Origin of the sequence: Mesorhizobium ventifaucium (genome assembly GCF_935822925.1) — a bacterium.
In the GTDB taxonomy this organism is placed as follows: domain Bacteria; phylum Pseudomonadota; class Alphaproteobacteria; order Rhizobiales; family Rhizobiaceae; genus Mesorhizobium; species Mesorhizobium ventifaucium.
Map to the genome: position 1 here is coordinate 60,366 of NZ_CAKXZS010000005.1, position 16,893 is coordinate 77,258.

The window sequence follows — 16,893 nt, forward strand, 5'->3', positions numbered from 1 at the left end:
GGCTGTTCGAGGGGACATCAATGTCACAATCCGGTTCAGAGAGGCTCCGCCCGCCGAGGGCGAAGTCCGAATTGGCTGCCTGCCTGGCGCATTTCCGGCGCGCCTTTTTGGCGGTGGCAGGTTTCAGCGGCCTTATCAACGTGCTGATGTTGTCCGGCTCGGTGTTCATGCTGCAGGTCTACGACAGGGTCCTGCCCAGCCGTAGCGTGCCGACGCTGGTGGCTCTGATCCTCCTGATTTCGATCCTTTATGTTTTTCAAAGTGCACTCGACGCGATCCGCGGCCGGGTGCTGGCACGTATCGGCAGCGGACTCGACGAGCGCCTGAGTGAACGGACCTACCGCGTGATGTCGCAATTGCCCTTGGCCAGAGGCCGTTCGGGCGAGGGCATGCAGCCGGTGCGCGATCTCGATCAAATCGGCGGCTTCCTGGCCAGCGGCGGTCCCGCCACTCTTTTCGACCTGCCGTGGATGCCGCTTTATCTCGGACTTTGCTTTGCCTTCCATCCTTGGCTCGGTCTGGCTGCGCTGATTGGGGCGATCCTGCTATTGGCATTGACCGTGCTCACCGAGAAAACGGTCCGCCGTCCAGCAACCGAAATGTCTGGATATGCCGGAGCGCGCAGCAATATCGCACTGGCAAGCATCCGTAACGCCGAAGTGCTCGAAGCGATGGGCATGAGATCGACCCTGGCCGCGCGCTGGGCGGAAGCAAACGGCAAATACAGGCAGGCGCAGATGCGCGCCAGCGATGTCACAGGTTCATTCGGCGCGCTTTCCCGCGGCTTTAGGATGCTGCTGCAATCAGTCGTTCTGGCGATCGGAGCCTATCTGGTGATCGGCGGGGAAGCCACGCCTGGCATCATCATCGCCAGTTCTATTCTCACTGCGCGAGCGCTGGCGCCAGTCGAACTCGCAATTGCGCACTGGAAGAACTTTCTTGCCGCCAGACAAGGCTGGCACCGGCTGAGCGAACTTTTCACGCAGTTCCCTGCCACAGAGGACGGCTTGCAGCTACCGCCGCCGCGCGCACAACTTTCGGTTGAAGGGGTCAGCGTCGTTCCGCCAGGCGAGCGCCGTTTTGTCGTACAGGACATTGCGTTTTCGCTGAGCGCCGGCACCGCGCTCGGTGTCATCGGTCCGAGTGCATCGGGTAAATCGTCGCTGGCGCGGGCGCTCGTCGGCGTCTGGCCGGCAGCGCGCGGCAAAATCCGCCTGGACGGAGCCGCCATGGAACAGTGGCCGGCTGAGGCACTGGGGCGACAAATCGGGTATCTGCCGCAAGATGTCGAACTTTTCGCAGGCACCATTGCTCAAAACATTGCCCGATTTGATCCTTCTCCGGATCCGGCAACCATTATCGCGGCGGCCAAGACCGCGGGAATGCACGAAATGATCCTGCGCCTGCCTCGCGGGTATCAGACCGAGATCGGCGAAGGCGGCGCATCGCTCTCAGCAGGACAGCGGCAGCGCATCGGACTGGCCCGCGCGCTTTATGGTGATCCTTTCCTCGTCGTTTTGGATGAACCGAACTCGAATCTGGACGCCGGAGGCGAACAGGCTTTGACCCAGGCGATTCTTGCAGTCAAACAGCGGCACGGCGTGGTCGTCGTAATAGCCCATCGTCCAAGTGCCTTGGCGGCAGTGGACCTTTTACTGGTTCTCGACTCCGGCCGTCAGCACGCATTTGGGGCCAGGGATCTGGTCGTCCGGGGCGTGATGCCAAATCCCCCCGTCGGAACGCTTCAAGCAGTTGCCGCGGAGGAAAAGGCATCAGGATGAATTTATTTCATGATCGATCGTGGTTTGGCGCGCGTAACGGCGCGAGGGAGATGATGCCGCATCTTCGTGCCGGAGCGAGCCATCTCGCAGGTGTCAGCGGCAAAATCGGCGGGCTGCTGTCCCTTCGGGCCAGCCTCCACACCGAAGTGCGATCGCAGCCGACGCAGAACGACTTGTCGCTTCGCCGGTATATGCTTCTTGGCGCCGCTACCGTGGCGCTGCTTGTCGGCGGCCTTGGTGCATGGGCCGCAACCACGGAATTGTCAGGCGCGGTAATCGCGACCGGCCATATCGCAGTGGAATCCAACGTCAAGGCGGTTCAGCATCCAAGCGGCGGCGTTGTCGGTGCAATCAACGTGCGCAACGGCGATGAAGTCAAAGCAGGCGATATTTTGCTTCGTCTCGACGACACGCTTACACGCGCCAATCTCGCCGTCATAACCAATACCCTGGACGAACTCTCGGCGCGGGAGGCACGCCTCACAGCGGAGCGTGAGGGTTCCGAGGCGATATCCTTTTCCGAGGATCTCACCAGCCGCTCCTCTGCTGGACATGTGGCGCGTGTCATCGGCGGGGAGCAGAAGCTTTTCGCTTTGCGCCGGGGAGCTTACCGTGCCCAAATCGAGCAACGCAGGCAACGGATGAGCCAGCTCAAGGAGGAGATAGCGGGCCTCGAGGCACAAAGGGCGGCCAAGGAGCACGAGATTGTATTGGTCCGCGACGAGATCAAGGGCGTCAGGGGCCTATGGGAGAAAAAGCTCATTCAGCGGTCGCGACTGCTGGACCTGGAGCGGAGCGAGGCCCAGATCGAGGGAGGGCGCGGCCAGCTCGTCGCTGCGATAGCCGAAGCGAACGGCAGAATCAGCGAAACGGAAATGGCCATCATCCAGATCGAGCAGGATTGGCGCAGCGAGGTCGCGAAAGAATTACGCGAAACGGAAGCTCGCACTGCAGAATTGGAAGAACGAAAGATTGCCGCGGAGGAATTGCTGAGGCAAACCGACATTCGTTCACCCCAGAACGGACGGGTGCATCAGCTTGCGATCCATACCGTCGGCGGCGTCGTCATCGCCGGCGAGCCAATTATGATGATCGTCCCGACCGCTGACGAATTGACTGTGGACGCACGCATCGCGCCTCAAGACATCGATCAGGTCCAGCCCGGCCAGCTTGTCCATCTGCGGCTGTCGGCGTTCAGCCAGCAGGTCACGCCGGAAATCGAAGGACATGTAGCAACGGTTTCTCCCGACCTCGTCGAAGACGAGCAAAACGGGATATCCTACTACAGCGTGCGGATCAGGCTTGACGAAGGCAAGCTTGGCTCGTTGGACCCGGAAAGCCTCAAGCCGGGCATGCCGGTGGAGGCATTCATGCGCACGACCGATCGCACCGTCATCTCGTTTCTGATGAAGCCATTGACCGACCAGATCAGCCGCGCATTCCGCGAATAGTCGCGCAGCTGGGCTATCGCCGCGCCGTGGCCAACGGCTCCGGGGAACGCAGCGCCGCCCCCGAGCTTTTCAACTGTGCGATGTTGCGGTTCAAATTATCTAATCTAGGCCTGAAAAGGTATGGAACTGCAGGATGCCCTCCAGCTTCTTGTCGTCGGCCTCGTATTGGTTCCCTTCGCCAGCACACATCGGTCAACGGGCTTTGCGCCCTGACTGGCTAAGCCGCCAATTCCGCTCCTGCGAGGCTTTAGCCATGGCATCATCAGACAAACGCCCTATATAATCGCAAGGTTCTGTTTCATGTGGGAATGGATGGATGTCGCCGCTTCGCATTTCGATGATATTGATGTCGGTAACCCTGGCAACAGCGATGCTGTCGGGCACGGCTGTCTCCGCGCAGAACGTCACTCCCGCCAATCGCAATACTCTGGTCCTGCAAGGCGAATTGCAGATGCTGGAGAACAGGCTGCGGCGGCAGCAATATCAGCAGCAGCAACAGCAGTTCCGTGCCCAGGATCGCGTGGTCGTGCCGCAACGGCCGGATGTGCCGCAGATGGCGCCCACTTGCCAGTTGCAGCGCTCGGGCAGCCGCTTTATCAGGACCTGCCGATGATGAGCTTTTCATTTATTTAGCCGATTATGTTCTTGCACGCCACTCGCCTTCAAGTAGCATCAAGGCGGTTTTGATTTCGCAACGTGCGCTTTGGCACTGCCCTGATTGGATCGTCGTCAATGGCAGCCACCAAGAAGAAGGTCGTACGCAAGGCGAGGAAGGGCGAGCGGATCCGTCAGGTCGCGGCGATTCCCTTTCGGCTGGGCGAGCATGGCGGCGTCGAGGTGATGCTGGTCACCTCGATATCGACAAGGCGCTTTATCGTGCCCAAGGGCTGGCCGATGAAGGGCAAGAGTGGGCGCAAGGCAGCCACCATCGAAGCGCAGGAGGAAGCCGGCGTCCTCGGCAAGACGCTGAAGCAGCCGGCCGGCACCTATTCCTACTGGAAGCGGCTGACGAACCGTTTCGTCCGCGTCGACGTCACCGTCTACCTGCTGGCGGTTACGGACGAGCTGGCCAACTGGCAGGAAGCCAAACGACGGCAGCGGGCATGGCTGGCGCCGGCAGACGCAGCCGTGCTTATCGACGAGCCCGATCTTTCAACACTGCTGAAGAACCTGAAAATTCCCCAGCCAGCGCCCGCTGGCGAACTTGAACCAAGGCCTCATTTGGCGTCGTCTTCTCCCTGAGGAAAAGGCCGCACCGGCGTGCCCGTATAGGCCCACAACCATTCGCGCGGCAGTGGTCCCTTGTTGCGGTCGCTCTGTTGCGACTGTTCCCACGCATGCGCCAATATGCCGACCGAGCGCGACAGCACGAAAAGGCCGCGTGTCAGCGGCGGCGGAAAGCCGAGTTCGCCATAGATGACGGCGGTGGCGCCGTCGATGTTGAGCGGGATCTTCTTGCCCTTGCGCCGCGCGACCTCGGCCTCAACAGCCTCGGCGATGTCGGCGAAACGTCCACTGACGATGCCGCGCGCGGCAAAATCGCGCGTCAGCTCGATGAGGCGCGGCGCCCGCGGATCGACCGGATGGAAGCGGTGCCCGAGCCCTGGCACATAAGACTTTTCCTCGGCGAAGAAACGATCGAGCCGCGCCACGACGGCATCGCCAAGCAATACTCCTTCGTCCACTGCCGCAGCGATGTCACCATAGAAGGCAAGCGCTTGCTCACCGGCGCCGCCATGCACGTCGCCAAGCACGTTGATGGCTGAGGCCATGGCACTGTTGATGCTGACGCCGCAGGTAGCCGCCATGCGGGCAATGGCGATCGACGGCGCCTGCGGCCCGTGGTCGACGGCGGCCCCCAGCGCGATGCCGAGCAGCGCCGCCTGCTCCTCACCAGGCAGTTCGCCGCGCAGCATCAGCCAGATCATGGCCGGAAAGCTGACGCGGCCGATCAGGTCCTGGACCTCATAGCCGCGCAGCCGGATCACGCCAGGGCGCATTTCGATGATATCGGTCTGCCACCATTCCTCGCCGCGCTCGCGGCCGTTTTTTTTCCCACCGTCGCTCATGTTCTCGCGTCGCTCATGCCTGCGCCCTTTTCTTGACGCGCGGCGGCAGGCTGGCAAACACCTCGTCCATATGCTCGCCCAGCGCCGGCGGCGGCCTGGTCGGCAACGGTGCTGCACCATCGACCATGAACCCGCCGCGCACGACCGTCAGCGGTCGGTCGATGTTCGGCATGCCATCGAAGCGGGCGGTCATCTCGCGCGCGATCACTTGCTGCTCGGCCAGCACCTGCGGGATGGTCAGCACCCTGCCCGCTGGCACGCCTGCGCGATTGAGGGTCTCCTCCCAGGCTACGGCCGATCCGCTCGCCAGTGCGCCCTCGATCAGCGCCTTCAAGGCGATGCGGTTGCGCTTGCGCGTCTCGCGCTCGGCAAAGCGCGGGTCCGACGCCAGCTCCGGCAGCCCGACCAGCCGGCAGAGCGTGACGAACTGCTCCTGCTTGTTGGCGGCGATGTTGAGCAGGCCGTCGCCGGTGCGAAACGTGCCTGAAGGTGCCGCCGTCATGTTCTCGTTGCCCATCGGCTGCGGCTCGACGCCTGCCGTCAGATAGTTGGAGACCGGCCACCCCAACGCGGAGAGTGTGCATTCGAGCATCGACACGTCGAGGAAAGCGCCCTCGCCTGTCGTCTTCTGCTTCACAAGTGCTGCGGTGATGGCGAACGCCCCGACCAGCCCACCCAGCGTGTCGGCGACGGGATAACCGACACGCAATGGCGCGGTCTCCTGTGTACCGGTGATGCTCATGATGCCCGAAAGGCCCTGGATGATCTGGTCGTAGGCCGGATTGTCGCGCATCGGCCCGGTCTGGCCGAAGCCCGAAATCGCGCAATAGACAAGACTGGGGCGGACTTCTTTCAGCCTGGCATAGCCGAGCCCCAGCCGATCCATCACGCCGGGGCGGAAATTCTCGACCAGCGCATCGGCGGAGGCGACCAGATTGAGGAATCGTTCGCGATCGGCCTCTTTCTTGAGATCGAGCACCACCGATCGTTTGCCGGCGTTCTGCGCCAGGAACGAAGCGCCCATGCCGGTGCTGTTGAGTTCCGGCGAGCCGCCGAGCTGGCGCGCCAGATCACCGCCTTGCGGCGCCTCGACCTTGATCACATCGGCCCCGAGCAGCGCCAGCTGATAGGCACAGTAGGGGCCAGCCAGAACATTGGTCAGGTCCAGGACGCGGATGCCGGACAGCAGATCGGTCATGATGTCACAAACAGGTCAGGCATCGCCCGGCACGTGTTCCGGTCCGCGCGTACGCCGGCGTTCGATGAAAGCGTAGATATGCGGCCCAATCAGCCCGATGAACGCCAGCGTCAGCAGCGTCAGCGACAGCGGATGTTTGTAGAACACCGACCAGTCGCCGTTCGAGATGGTCATCGCACGGCGGAACTGGGTTTCGGCGAGCGGCCAGAGGATCATGCCGATGATGACCGGCGCCGTTGGAAAATCGAAGCGCCGCATCAGGAATCCGGCCCCGCCAAGCAGATAGAGGATGACGAGGTCGGTCGGCGATTGAGAAATACCGTAGGTGCCGACCGTGGCGAACACCAGGATACCGGCATAGAGTTGCGGCGCCGGGATTTTCAGCAGCCTCACCCACAACCCGATCAGCGGCAGGTTGAGGATGACGAGGATGATGTTGGCGATGAACAGGCTGGCGATCAGCCCCCAGACCAGATTGGCCTGCGTCATGAACAGCATCGGCCCAGGATTGATGCCATAGCTCTGGAAGGCCGACAGCATGATCGCGGCCGTCGCCGAGGTCGGCAGCCCAAGCGTCAGCATCGGCACCAGCACGCCGGCGGCCGACGCGTTATTGGCGGCTTCCGGTCCGGCAACGCCTTCGATGGCGCCGACCGTGCCGAACTCCTCCTTGTGCTTGGAGAGCTTCTTCTCGATCGCATAGGACAGGAAGGTCGGGATTTCGGCGCCGCCGGCCGGCAGGGCGCCGATCGGGAAGCCGAGCAGGGCGCCGCGCAGCCAAGCCTTCCACGAACGTGCCCATTCGGCCGCCGTCATGTAGAGCGAGCCCTTCAGCGGCACGATCTCGTCCTTGCCGGCATAGCGGCGCGAGGCCATGTAGAACGTCTCGCCGACCGCAAAGAGGCCGACGGCGACGACGATCACGTCGACGCCATCGAGCAATTGGCTCATGCCGAAGGTGAAGCGCGGCTGCCCGGTCTGCAGGTCGACGCCGATCATGCCGATGACGAAGCCGACGAACAGGCTGGTCAGGCCGCGCACCGACGACGAGCCGAGCACCGCCGAAACCGTGATGAAGGCCAGCACCATCAGCGAGAAATATTCGGCCGGGCCGAAGGACAGCGCGAATTTGACCACGACCGGGGCCAGGAATGCGACGCCCAGCGTTCCGAGTGTGCCGGCGACGAAGGAGCCGATCGCCGAGGTGGCAAGTGCAGCGCCGCCGCGACCGGAACGGGCCATCCTGTTGCCCTCCAGCGCAGTGACGATGGTCGCGCTTTCTCCCGGCGTGTTCAGCAGGATCGATGTCGTCGAACCACCATACATGGCGCCGTAATAGATGCCGGCAAACAGGATGAAGGACGCTTCCGGCGCCACCTGGTAGGTGATCGGCAAAAGCAGGGCGATGGTCAGCGCCGGTCCGAGGCCGGGCAGCACGCCGATCGCTGTCCCAAGCGTCGTGCCGAGCAGGCACCACATCAGATTGACCGGCGTAAAAGCGACCGAGAACCCGTGCGCGAGATGGCTGAGCGTTTCCATGGCTTCAGCCTCTCAACATACGGATAATCGAATCGAGACCCGTGTTCAGCTGGTTCTCGATGAAGCCGGCGCCGATATTGACACCAAGCGCCCTGGCGAAGCCGAAATAGGCGGCAAGCGCCAGGATCAGGCCGAGCAGCACGTCACGCAGCGGATGTCTGCTGCCGAACCCGTGGCAGATGAGAACGAACATGATCACCGAGGCTGCGGTGAAGCCAAGCGGCTGGATCAGAACAAGGTTCGCGACCAGTCCGACGGCGACGATGCCCATCGCCTTCCAGTCGGTCGGCGTTTCCTTTTCTTCCTCCAGCTGCCAGCCTCCCCGTAGGGCGGCGACGATCAGCAGCAGGGAAAGGATCGTCATGCCGACCATGGTGATGTAGGGGAAGACGGTCGGGCCGACTTTGGAGTAGAGCGGCGACACCGGAATCGACAGCGTCTGCCAGGCGACCGCGCCGGCGCAGGCAAGAAGCCCGATGCCGATCAGCAATTCGGGCACGGCAAGGCGCGGCCGCGCCGCCTGCTGGTCGCTGGTGCTCATGATCGTCCTCCCTGGATAGCCGGTCTCCCACAGCCGACCTCACCGCAGTTTCACTCGCGCCGGATCGTATGTCCATGCGGCTGGCGAACATCGGAAAGGGGCAGTGCAGACCGCCCCTCTCCGAGGACATCAGGCAAGGCCGAGGTCCTTGAGTATGGCTGCGATGCGCGCCGTGTCTTCGGCGAGAAATTTCGCATAGTCGTCGCCGGTGAGCAGGATCTGCGTCCAGTTGCGGTTTTTGCATTCGGTGGCCCAGGCATCGCTCTTAGCCATTGTCTCGACCAGCGTGATCATCGCCGCCTTGTCGGCGTCGGAAACGCCCGGCGGTGCGAAGACGCCGCGCCAGTTGAACAGTTCGACATCGATGCCGGCTTCCTTCAGCGTCGGTGCGTCGATGCCTTCCTGGCGCTTGTCCGCGGAAATGGCGAGCAGCCGAAGCGCGCCTGCCTTGACCTGTTCGGAGAACTCGCCATAGCCGGAGATGCCGGCCGCGACCTGGTTGCCGAGAAGCGCCGACAGTGCCTCGCCGCCGCCGGCGAACGGCACGTAGGAGAGGTTAGCTGCCGGAACACCGACCGTCTTCGCGATAAGGCCGAACAATATGTGGTCCGAGCCGCCGGCCGAACCGCCTGCCACCGGAACCTTGGTCGGATCGGCCTTGAGGGCGGCGACGAAATCGGCTGCTGTCTTGAACGGCGAGGCCGCCGGCACCACCAGCGCCTCGAATTCGCCGGTGAGACGGGCGATCGGCGTGACCTCGGTGAGATTATTGGCCGATTTGTTGGCAATGATTGCGCCTACCATGACCATGCCGGCAACCATCAGCGAATTGCCCTTGCCGTTCCACTGGCTGATGAATTGCGGCAGGCCGACCGTGCCGCCGGCGCCGCCGACATTGGTGATCTGCGAACCGGAGATCAGCTTCTCACTGCGCAACACCTGGTCCATCGTGCGCGCCGTCTGGTCCCAGCCGCCGCCGGGTGCTGCGGGCACGAAGATCTGGATCTGCGGTGCATCCTGCGCGAAAGCGGGCGAGAGATGCAACGCCGCGAAACCGGCGGCGCCGGTGCTCGTTAAAAATCTGCGTCTGTTCAGCATGGGATTCCTCCAATCACGACACCTCCTCCGGTGCCTGCCAGCAACGTAGCCTGAATTCAGACCCGCTCGACAAAAATTCATGCAGTCTTTGCATCGTTCTGTCAACCGGAATGGCATTCTGCTGGACAGAACTGTCCGGATGCGGCACTATTGTTCCGATCGGCCCTTCTGTCCAACTGGGAACGGAACGACGTGGTCAAGCGGACAACCGTAACACAGTCCAAGCCTGCGTCGACCAACGGCGTTGCCGCGCTCGACCGTGCGATCGCGATCCTCGATGCTTTCGCTGCCGCCGACCGGTCGCTCAGTCTGGCCGAAATCGCGGCGCGGACCGGCCTCTACAAGAGCACGATCCTGAGGCTGGCGAACTCATTGCTGCGCGGGCAGTTGCTGGAGCGACTCGACGACGGCCGCTACCGCGTCGGCCCTGCCACCTTCCGGCTGGGCGCCCTATACCAGCGATCGGTCGTGGCGATCGACATCCTGCTGCCGATCATGCGCGATCTGGCTGAGCGAAGTTGGGAAAGCGTCGCTTTTTATGTCCGTTCGGGCGACGTACGCACCTGTCTCTATCGCGTCGAGTCCAAGCATCCCATCCGCTACACCATACGGGAAGGCGACGTGCTGCCCCTGCTGGCTGGTACGGGCGGCCGCGTGCTCGCGGCGTTTTCCGGTCAGCAAGGCGAGCCTTACGAGACGATCCGCAAAACCTACCATTGTTTGTCGGTCGGCGATCGCGACCCCGAGACGGCGGGCGTTTCGGCACCAGTGTTCGGGCCGGGGCACACCTTGCTCGGTGCATTGACGCTGTCAGGCCCGAGCACGCGCGTCGACGCGGCCTTTCTGCAGCGCATGAAAAATCCGCTGATCGAGGCGGCCGCGCGCGCCACCCGCGCTTTCGGCGAAGACGCCTCGATGCTCGAACAGGCGGCCCTAAAGGCCGAAGCGGAAGGCCCGGTGCTGAAGCGGCAGGCCTAGAAAGATTCGGCCCGATCAGAACCACAGGATGACAGGGGGTAGCCCCTAGGGCTGCCGTTCCAGCAGGATCGTCGCACTGTCGTGATAGGTGGTCCGCAACACTTCGCTGTAGCCGCATTTGGCCGCGACGCTCAGCGAAGCGGTGTTTTCCGGATCGATGATGCAGACAGTCCTTGCGCGCCCGAATGCCTCGTCGCCCCAGGCGAGAACCCGTCCGACGACTTCGCTGGCGAACCCTTGGCCATGTGCGGTCGGGACCAGCGCCCAACCGGCTTCCGGAACGCCTTCGATCGACGGCACCATGTTGCGCTTCAGATCGTGGAAGCCGGCCTCGCCGATGAAGCGGCCGGATGCCTTGTCCTCGATCGCCCAGAAGCCGTAGCCCAGCAGCGACCACAGGCCGGCATGACGCAGGAAGCGCATCCAGCTTTCCTCGCGCGTGCGCGGCTTGCCGCCGATGAAGCGGGTGACGTCCGGATCGGCCCACATGGCGACATAGGCACCGAAATCATCGAGCTGGTGTGGTCGCAGCACGGTGCGCGGCGTTTCGATGACGGGAGCGACGAGCGTCAATGGATCACCCATGTGTCATGCCTCGGTTGCGTTTGCCTGTGCTTAGTGCATGTCGCCCAGTGCTCGGCGGTTTTGGGAAAAACGATATGCGACAGAGATCCAAATTGCCTGCACCAGACAAGAGACAAAGCCTGTGCAGATCATCTTCCAGCCCAATGTGAATCCTGCCGAGCGGTGCTACTTTTCACCAGCAGCTGATTCAGCGTCTGCTGTGCCGGCCGACGGAGGGAAAAGGGGCATGGATACCACCGATCTTCTGCTTGCCATCCTTCATCATCTGCTGGTGTTTTCGCTGGCGGGCATCATCGGCGCCGAATTTGTCCTGATCCGCGGCGACCTGCCCGCGGCGACGCTCCGGCGGCTTGTCGGCATCGATCGCCATTATGGCATCATTGCCATGCTGATCATCGTCGTCGGCATCGGCCGCGTCATCTACGGCCTGAAGGGTTGGGAATTCTACATCTACAACTGGGTGTTCTGGGCAAAGATTGCGGCCTTCGTCATCGTCGGCCTGTTGTCGATCATCCCGACGGTCCGCTTTGTTTCCTGGAACAGGCAGGCCTCGGCCAGCCCCGGTTGTCAAGTGCCGGCGGCGCAACTTGCATCCGTCCGAACTTATGTCCGCGCCGAAGCCTTCATCTTCCTGCTGATCCCGGTCTTCGCCGCGGCGATGGCGCGCGGCTACGGCTACTGAATTTCGCTTAACGGTTCGAGCGGCGCAATTTCGACCAGCGGCGCCGGAACATCATTCGTCTTCTCCTCGGCCTTGCAGATGTCGGCGATGACACAGACCGGGCAATCCGGTTTGCGCGCCTTGCAGACATAGCGGCCATGCAGGATCAGCCAGTGATGCGCATGGCGCATATATTCGTCCGGAATGATCCTCAACAGCACCTGCTCGACCTGTTCCGGCGTCTTGCCGGGCGCCAGCCGCAGCCGGTTGCCGATGCGAAAGATATGCGTGTCGACCGCCATGGTGTGCTGGCCGAAGGCCATGTTGAGCACGACATTGGCGGTCTTGCGCCCGACGCCCGGCAGCTTGACCAGTTGGTCGCGGTCGTCGGGCACTTCGCCGCCATGGTAGCGGATCAGCGCCTCCGACAGCGCGATGACGTTCTTGGCCTTGTTGCGCCAGAGCCCGACGGTGCGGATATAGTCGCCGACCTTGGCCTCGCCGAGCGCCAGCATCTCTTGCGGGGTATCGGCGACCTTGAACAGCGCCCGCGTTGCCTTGTTGACGCCGACATCGGTCGCCTGTGCCGAAAGCACCACCGCCACCAGCAGCGTGAAGGCGTTGACATGTTCGAGCTCGCCCTTCGGTTCGGGCCGCTGAACGGAGAAGCGTCGGAAAATCTCGTGCACTTCGGCCGGGCTGTAGAGCGAATGGGACCGCACCGGCCGGGTACGCGGTTTGGCGTTCGATCCGTCGCGTCGGCCGCGGAGCAGTTCATTTTTGGGTGTAGAGGAATTTTTGGGCTTGGGGCTCGTCATCCCCTTCCTATAATATCCCGGCATGAGCGACACAAACGCCTCATATCCGGCCGACGAGCCATTCTTCCAGGCGTTGCTGATACCGCATCGGTCGCTGGGCAAAACCGGCTTTGCCATCCTAATGGGCGCTCTGCTGTTCGGCTCGTCGGTCACCGGAGCGTTTTTCCTGTCGCGCGGCGCCTGGCCGGTGTTCGGCTTCCTCGGTCTCGACGTCATCGCCGTCTACGTCGCCTTTCGCGCCAACTATCGTGCCGCCCGCGCCCGCGAGGAAGTGTCGGTCTCGCGTACCAGCCTCGACATCCGCAAGACGGCGCCATCAGGCAAATCGGAAGCACATCGCTTCAATCCGTTCTGGGCGCGCTTTTCGGTCGCCCGCCACGCCGAGATCGGCATCACCAGGATGGCGGTGGAAGCACAAGGCCAGAATGTGCCGATCGGCGGCTTCCTCAATCCCGACGACCGCGAGAGCTTTGCGTCAGCCTTTTCGCGCGCCCTGGCGACCGCGAAAGCGCGCTAAGACCGATACCGCAATATCCTGCCGATCTTGCGCAGCGGCGGAATGTAGCTCCAATGCCGGATGAACAGGCGCAGCATCGCTTTCTCCTTGGTGAGATGCGCCTTTTCGCCAGCCATCATCGGGTCCTTCCTCGAAGCCAATCCTGTCCGGGTATGGGCCGCGAGAAGGCAAGTTTCGGGTGGTGATCGGAGGCGCGAAGGGCGATATTCGCGCTCAAGGAGATGGTCCGATGAACGCACAGACAGCTATTCTGAAGAAAGACATCACACCCGGAGGCGGTGACTACGAAGTTGTTCGGCGCGCGATCGAGAAGATCAGCCTTGACTATCGTGACCAGCCGTCGCTCGAAATATTGGCGGAGGAAGTCGGCGAGACGCCGACCGGGTTGCAGAAGCTCTTCACCCGCTGGGCCGGCCTGTCGCCCAAGGCGTTTCTGCAGGCGGTCACGCTCGACCACGCGCGCAAACTGCTCGATTCCGGCATGCCGCTGCTCGAGGCTTCTTTCGAGGTCGGCATGTCGGGCCCCGGCCGGTTGCACGACCTTTTCGTCACCCACGAAGCGATGTCGCCGGGCGACTACAAGACGCGCGGTGCCGGGCTGACGATCCGCTACGGCTATCATATCTCGCCTTTCGGCATCGCCCTGATCATGGTCACAGACCGTGGGCTTGCCGGCCTCGCCTTCAGCGATGCCGGCGACGAGCGCGCAGCCTTCGCCGACATGTCCGGCCGCTGGCCGAACGCAAACTATGTCGAGGACATGGCCGCGACGGCGCCCTATGCGGCGCGCATCTTCGATCCGGCGCTGTGGCGCGCCGACCAGCCGCTGCGCGTCGTCTTGATCGGCACCGACTTCCAGGTCCGCGTCTGGGAAGCCCTGCTGCGCATCCCGATGGGCAAGGCCTGCACCTATTCCTCGATCGCTGCCGGCATCGGCGCACCGAGCGCCAGCCGGGCGGTGGGTGCCGCGGTCGGCGCCAATCCGATGTCCTTCGTGGTGCCGTGTCACCGGGCTCTCGGCAAGTCCGGCGCGCTCACCGGCTACCACTGGGGCCTGACGCGCAAGCGCGCCATCCTCGGCTGGGAAGCGGGACAGGTCGGCTCTTGATGAGACGCCCGTAGATCGGGCCGGCGACGCGCGGGTTTATGTCGCGCGGTCTGGCAAGCGGCGGCCTTACGGAGTAGCTTCCCGCAGTCAGCAGGGAGGCACCACTTGATCATCGTTGTCGGCTCAATCAACCTCGACCTTATCGCCAATGTCGACCGCTTGCCCGCACCCGGCGAGACGGTCCGTGGCTCCGGCTTTACCACCGCACCCGGCGGCAAGGGCGCCAACCAGGCGCTGGCCGCCGCGCGCGCCGGCGCCAAGGTGCGCATGGTCGGCGCGGTCGGCAAGGACAATTTCGCCACCGAAGCGCTGGCGCTGTTGCGCGACGGCAAAATCGACCTGTCCGGTGTCGGTGAAACCTTCGCCTCGACCGGCACGGCATTGATCATGGTCGCCGGCGACGGCGAGAACGTAATCGCCGTGGTGCCGGGCGCCAATGATTCTGTCGTGACAGGCGACCTCTCCAAGGCTTTCATGAAGAAGGCCGATGTCGTGCTCCTGCAGCAGGAGATCCCGCTTCAGACTGTCGAAGCAGCACTGGACGCGGCACGGGCGGCAGGCGCGGTTACCGTGCTCAACACGGCACCGTTCCGCGCAGAGGCGGCCGCCTTCCTCGGCAAGGCCGACCATGTCGTCGCCAACGAGACCGAATTCGACCTCTATGGCGAGGCACTGTCGCTGAGCGGCCGCGATCGCCCGGCGCGGATGCGCGATTACGCCGGGAAGACCGGCCGTACAATTGTCGTCACGCTCGGCGGTGACGGCGTTCTGGCTGCCACGCCAGCCGATCTTCTGATGGTTCCAGCGCTGAACATCACCCCTGTCGATACGGTCGGTGCCGGCGACACGTTTTGCGGCTATTTCGCTGCCGGGCTGTCGTCCGGCCTGCCGCTCGATCAGGCGCTCGCCCGTGCTGCAGCCGCTGGTTCGCTCGCTTGCCTGAAGCCCGGCGCCCAGCCGGCGATCCCGCTGGCGAAGGAAGTCGACGCGGCGCTGCAGAAACCTGCCAGCTAGGTGAGAGCCATGCGTCCGGCCACAAAACATGCCCTGCCGCCTGCCGGTGATATCTGCCGCCTGTCCGCCGTGGACCTTGCCGACGCGATCAAGCGCCAGCAATTGTCCGTGCGCGAGGTGGTAACGGCATTCCTCGACCGGATCGACGCCGTAAACCCGCTGGCCAATGCCATCGTTTCGCTACGCGACCGTGCCGACATCCTGCGCGAGGCCGACAGGGCGGACGCCCTTCTGGCGCATGCAGGGCATGCCGGACCGCTGTTCGGCCTGCCGATCGCCATCAAGGATCTCGCGCAGACCAAGGGCCTCAGGACCAGCTTCGGCTCGCCGATCTTCGCCGATTTCGTGCCGCAGGAAGACGATTTCTTTGTAGAGCGCATCCGCAAGGCCGGCGCCATCATCATCGGCAAGACCAACGTTCCCGAATTCGGCCTGGGCTCCAACACCTACAACACCGTGTTCGGCCCGACACTCAATGCTTTCGACCCGGCCTTGACCGCCGGCGGTTCGAGCGGCGGCGCGGCGGTCGCACTGGCGCTCGACATGGTGCCTGTTGCCGACGGCAGCGACTTTGGCGGCTCGCTGCGCAACCCGGCCGCCTACAACAACGTCTATGGCTTCCGTCCGTCGCAGGGGCTTGTTCCGGCCGGCCCCGAGCTTGACGTCTTCCACGCCCAGATGGGCGTCGAAGGGCCGATGGGCCGCAGCGTGCGCGATATGGCGTTGCTGCTCGACGAGCAGGCTGGCTACGACCCTCGCGCGCCGCTCTCACATCATAAGCCTGGGTCGTTCCTCGAAGGGCTGCAAACGCCGACGGCCGGCGGCCGCATCGCCTGGTTCGGCGATCTCGGTGGTCATCTGCCGGTCGAACCCGGCATCCTTGATCTTTGCGAGGCCGCTCTCGGCCGGTTCGCCGAGGCATCCTTTCAGACCGAAGCGCTGGTGCCGGATGTCGACTTCGAAGCGCTGTGGCAGGCCTTTGTGACGCTGCGCCAGGCGAGCAGCGGTTGTGCGCTCAAGGCGCACTACGACGATCCCATGAAACGCAGTCTTCTGAAGCCGGAGGCCGTGTGGGAGGTGGAACAGGCGCTGCTACTCACGGCGCCGCAGATCCACGCCGCCACGGTGAGGCGCTCGTCCTGGCATCGAACTCTGCTGTCACTCTTCGACCGCTTCGACCTGATTGCGCTGCCTACCGCCCAGGTTTTTCCCTTCGATGTCCTCACCCACTGGCCAACGGAAGTGGCCGGGCGCGCCATGGACAGCTATCACCGCTGGATGCAGGTTTCAGCGCTCGCCACGCTGGGCGGCTGCCCGGCGGTCAGCGTACCGGCCGGCTTCGATGGCAGGGGCAGGCCGATGGGCATGCAGCTGATCGGGCGGCCGCGCGGCGACATGGCCGTGCTGAGAGCGGCGGCAGCCTACGAGAAGACGCTGCCGTGGCAGGCCGGAGCCTAAATCCAGGTCAACATATCCTGCCGCTTGCAGCCGCGTTACTGTCATGCATTGATCGCGATCAGCCGTGTCGCAAAACC

Annotated in this window: 18 protein-coding genes; 10 read left to right on the forward strand and 8 right to left on the reverse strand. The window is 63.5% G+C overall.

All coding sequences use genetic code 11. The features are described from left to right. Positions 1–20: 20 nt before the first annotated feature. The 4 genes from NMG70_RS04815 to NMG70_RS04830 all read left to right on the forward strand — a co-directional run bounded on the left by NMG70_RS04815 (position 21) and on the right by NMG70_RS04830 (position 4,474). Complete coding sequence (locus NMG70_RS04815; protein WP_254023469.1) at positions 21–1,781, forward strand: type I secretion system permease/ATPase; 1,761 nt, start codon at positions 21–23, stop codon at positions 1,779–1,781. A 191-nt stretch (positions 1,782–1,972) separates the two neighbouring features. Beyond that, positions 1,973–3,232, forward strand: a complete 1,260-nt coding sequence (locus NMG70_RS04820) for an HlyD family type I secretion periplasmic adaptor subunit (RefSeq protein WP_367185499.1) — start codon at positions 1,973–1,975, stop codon at positions 3,230–3,232. 316 nt (positions 3,233–3,548) lie between these two features. Continuing rightward, positions 3,549–3,845, forward strand: coding sequence for a hypothetical protein (locus NMG70_RS04825; protein ID WP_254023471.1), 297 nt, complete (start codon positions 3,549–3,551; stop codon positions 3,843–3,845). Between the two features lie 119 nt (positions 3,846–3,964). Continuing rightward, the gene (locus NMG70_RS04830; RefSeq protein WP_254023472.1) at positions 3,965–4,474 is read left to right on the forward strand and encodes an NUDIX hydrolase; all 510 of its coding nucleotides are present in this window, start codon (positions 3,965–3,967) and stop codon (positions 4,472–4,474) included. Here the strand turns inward: NMG70_RS04830 and NMG70_RS04835 are convergent. The 5 genes from NMG70_RS04835 to NMG70_RS04855 all read right to left on the reverse strand — a co-directional run bounded on the left by NMG70_RS04835 (position 4,450) and on the right by NMG70_RS04855 (position 9,677). Then, on the reverse strand, positions 4,450–5,301 hold the full coding sequence (locus NMG70_RS04835; RefSeq protein ID WP_254023473.1) for a citryl-CoA lyase: 852 nt from the start codon (positions 5,299–5,301) through the stop codon (positions 4,450–4,452). The genes NMG70_RS04830 and NMG70_RS04835 overlap by 25 nt on opposite strands. A gap of 13 nt (positions 5,302–5,314) precedes the next feature. Beyond that, positions 5,315–6,499, reverse strand: a complete 1,185-nt coding sequence (locus NMG70_RS04840; protein ID WP_254023474.1) for a CaiB/BaiF CoA transferase family protein — start codon at positions 6,497–6,499, stop codon at positions 5,315–5,317. Between the two features lie 15 nt (positions 6,500–6,514). Continuing rightward, positions 6,515–8,038, reverse strand: a complete 1,524-nt coding sequence (locus NMG70_RS04845; protein ID WP_254023475.1) for a tripartite tricarboxylate transporter permease — start codon at positions 8,036–8,038, stop codon at positions 6,515–6,517. Between the two features lie 4 nt (positions 8,039–8,042). Next, entirely contained in the window at positions 8,043–8,579 is a 537-nt protein-coding gene (locus NMG70_RS04850) for a tripartite tricarboxylate transporter TctB family protein (protein ID WP_254023476.1), read from the reverse strand. 129 nt (positions 8,580–8,708) lie between these two features. Further along, positions 8,709–9,677, reverse strand: coding sequence for a Bug family tripartite tricarboxylate transporter substrate binding protein (locus NMG70_RS04855; protein ID WP_254023477.1), 969 nt, complete (start codon positions 9,675–9,677; stop codon positions 8,709–8,711). A gap of 192 nt (positions 9,678–9,869) precedes the next feature. Between NMG70_RS04855 and NMG70_RS04860 the strand changes: the two genes are divergently transcribed. Beyond that, the gene (locus NMG70_RS04860) at positions 9,870–10,655 is read left to right on the forward strand and encodes an IclR family transcriptional regulator (RefSeq protein ID WP_254023478.1); all 786 of its coding nucleotides are present in this window, start codon (positions 9,870–9,872) and stop codon (positions 10,653–10,655) included. Between the two features lie 45 nt (positions 10,656–10,700). On the opposite strand, the gene NMG70_RS04865 is transcribed toward NMG70_RS04860, so the two are convergent. Further along, on the reverse strand, positions 10,701–11,240 hold the full coding sequence (locus NMG70_RS04865; protein ID WP_254023479.1) for a GNAT family N-acetyltransferase: 540 nt from the start codon (positions 11,238–11,240) through the stop codon (positions 10,701–10,703). A gap of 226 nt (positions 11,241–11,466) precedes the next feature. Here NMG70_RS04865 and NMG70_RS04870 point away from each other — a divergent pair, with 226 nt between their 5' ends. Beyond that, positions 11,467–11,922, forward strand: a complete 456-nt coding sequence (locus tag NMG70_RS04870; protein ID WP_254023480.1) for a DUF2214 family protein — start codon at positions 11,467–11,469, stop codon at positions 11,920–11,922. Here the strand turns inward: NMG70_RS04870 and nth are convergent. Further along, complete coding sequence (nth, locus tag NMG70_RS04875) at positions 11,916–12,719, reverse strand: endonuclease III (RefSeq protein WP_254023481.1); 804 nt, start codon at positions 12,717–12,719, stop codon at positions 11,916–11,918. The genes NMG70_RS04870 and nth overlap by 7 nt on opposite strands. Before the next feature lie 22 nt (positions 12,720–12,741). On the opposite strand from nth, the gene NMG70_RS04880 reads away from it, so the two are divergent. Then, positions 12,742–13,236 (forward strand): DUF2244 domain-containing protein, encoded by a 495-nt coding sequence (locus NMG70_RS04880; protein ID WP_254023482.1) that lies wholly within the window; start codon positions 12,742–12,744, stop codon positions 13,234–13,236. Here NMG70_RS04880 and NMG70_RS32620 read toward each other — a convergent pair. Further along, positions 13,233–13,355: a hypothetical protein gene (locus NMG70_RS32620; RefSeq protein WP_301555125.1), complete on the reverse strand. Its 123-nt coding sequence runs from the start codon at positions 13,353–13,355 to the stop codon at positions 13,233–13,235. The genes NMG70_RS04880 and NMG70_RS32620 overlap by 4 nt on opposite strands. A gap of 110 nt (positions 13,356–13,465) precedes the next feature. Here NMG70_RS32620 and NMG70_RS04885 point away from each other — a divergent pair, with 110 nt between their 5' ends. The 3 genes from NMG70_RS04885 to NMG70_RS04895 all read left to right on the forward strand — a co-directional run bounded on the left by NMG70_RS04885 (position 13,466) and on the right by NMG70_RS04895 (position 16,816). Further along, positions 13,466–14,344: a methylated-DNA--[protein]-cysteine S-methyltransferase gene (locus NMG70_RS04885; RefSeq protein ID WP_254023483.1), complete on the forward strand. Its 879-nt coding sequence runs from the start codon at positions 13,466–13,468 to the stop codon at positions 14,342–14,344. 105 nt (positions 14,345–14,449) lie between these two features. Continuing rightward, positions 14,450–15,358: a ribokinase gene (locus tag NMG70_RS04890; protein WP_254023484.1), complete on the forward strand. Its 909-nt coding sequence runs from the start codon at positions 14,450–14,452 to the stop codon at positions 15,356–15,358. Between the two features lie 9 nt (positions 15,359–15,367). Next, on the forward strand, positions 15,368–16,816 hold the full coding sequence (locus tag NMG70_RS04895; protein WP_254023485.1) for an amidase: 1,449 nt from the start codon (positions 15,368–15,370) through the stop codon (positions 16,814–16,816). The last annotated feature ends 77 nt before the right edge of the window (positions 16,817–16,893 follow it).

What these genes read in the sequence shown, in the direction of transcription:
- NMG70_RS04815 (WP_254023469.1), top strand. Translation starts at nt 21, where the DNA reads ATGTCACAATCCGGTTCAGAGAGGCTCCGCCCGCCGAGGGCGAAGTCC.
- NMG70_RS04820 (WP_367185499.1), top strand. Translation starts at nt 1,973, where the DNA reads ATGCTTCTTGGCGCCGCTACCGTGGCGCTGCTTGTCGGCGGCCTTGGT.
- NMG70_RS04825 (WP_254023471.1), top strand. Translation starts at nt 3,549, where the DNA reads ATGTCGCCGCTTCGCATTTCGATGATATTGATGTCGGTAACCCTGGCA.
- NMG70_RS04830 (WP_254023472.1), top strand. Translation starts at nt 3,965, where the DNA reads ATGGCAGCCACCAAGAAGAAGGTCGTACGCAAGGCGAGGAAGGGCGAG.
- NMG70_RS04835 (WP_254023473.1), bottom strand. Translation starts at nt 5,301, where the DNA reads ATGAGCGACGGTGGGAAAAAAAACGGCCGCGAGCGCGGCGAGGAATGG.
- NMG70_RS04840 (WP_254023474.1), bottom strand. Translation starts at nt 6,499, where the DNA reads ATGACCGATCTGCTGTCCGGCATCCGCGTCCTGGACCTGACCAATGTT.
- NMG70_RS04845 (WP_254023475.1), bottom strand. Translation starts at nt 8,038, where the DNA reads ATGGAAACGCTCAGCCATCTCGCGCACGGGTTCTCGGTCGCTTTTACG.
- NMG70_RS04850 (WP_254023476.1), bottom strand. Translation starts at nt 8,579, where the DNA reads ATGAGCACCAGCGACCAGCAGGCGGCGCGGCCGCGCCTTGCCGTGCCC.
- NMG70_RS04855 (WP_254023477.1), bottom strand. Translation starts at nt 9,677, where the DNA reads ATGCTGAACAGACGCAGATTTTTAACGAGCACCGGCGCCGCCGGTTTC.
- NMG70_RS04865 (WP_254023479.1), bottom strand. Translation starts at nt 11,240, where the DNA reads ATGGGTGATCCATTGACGCTCGTCGCTCCCGTCATCGAAACGCCGCGC.
- NMG70_RS04870 (WP_254023480.1), top strand. Translation starts at nt 11,467, where the DNA reads ATGGATACCACCGATCTTCTGCTTGCCATCCTTCATCATCTGCTGGTG.
- nth (WP_254023481.1), bottom strand. Translation starts at nt 12,719, where the DNA reads ATGACGAGCCCCAAGCCCAAAAATTCCTCTACACCCAAAAATGAACTG.
- NMG70_RS04880 (WP_254023482.1), top strand. Translation starts at nt 12,742, where the DNA reads ATGAGCGACACAAACGCCTCATATCCGGCCGACGAGCCATTCTTCCAG.
- NMG70_RS32620 (WP_301555125.1), bottom strand. Translation starts at nt 13,355, where the DNA reads ATGATGGCTGGCGAAAAGGCGCATCTCACCAAGGAGAAAGCGATGCTG.
- NMG70_RS04885 (WP_254023483.1), top strand. Translation starts at nt 13,466, where the DNA reads ATGAACGCACAGACAGCTATTCTGAAGAAAGACATCACACCCGGAGGC.
- NMG70_RS04895 (WP_254023485.1), top strand. Translation starts at nt 15,368, where the DNA reads ATGCGTCCGGCCACAAAACATGCCCTGCCGCCTGCCGGTGATATCTGC.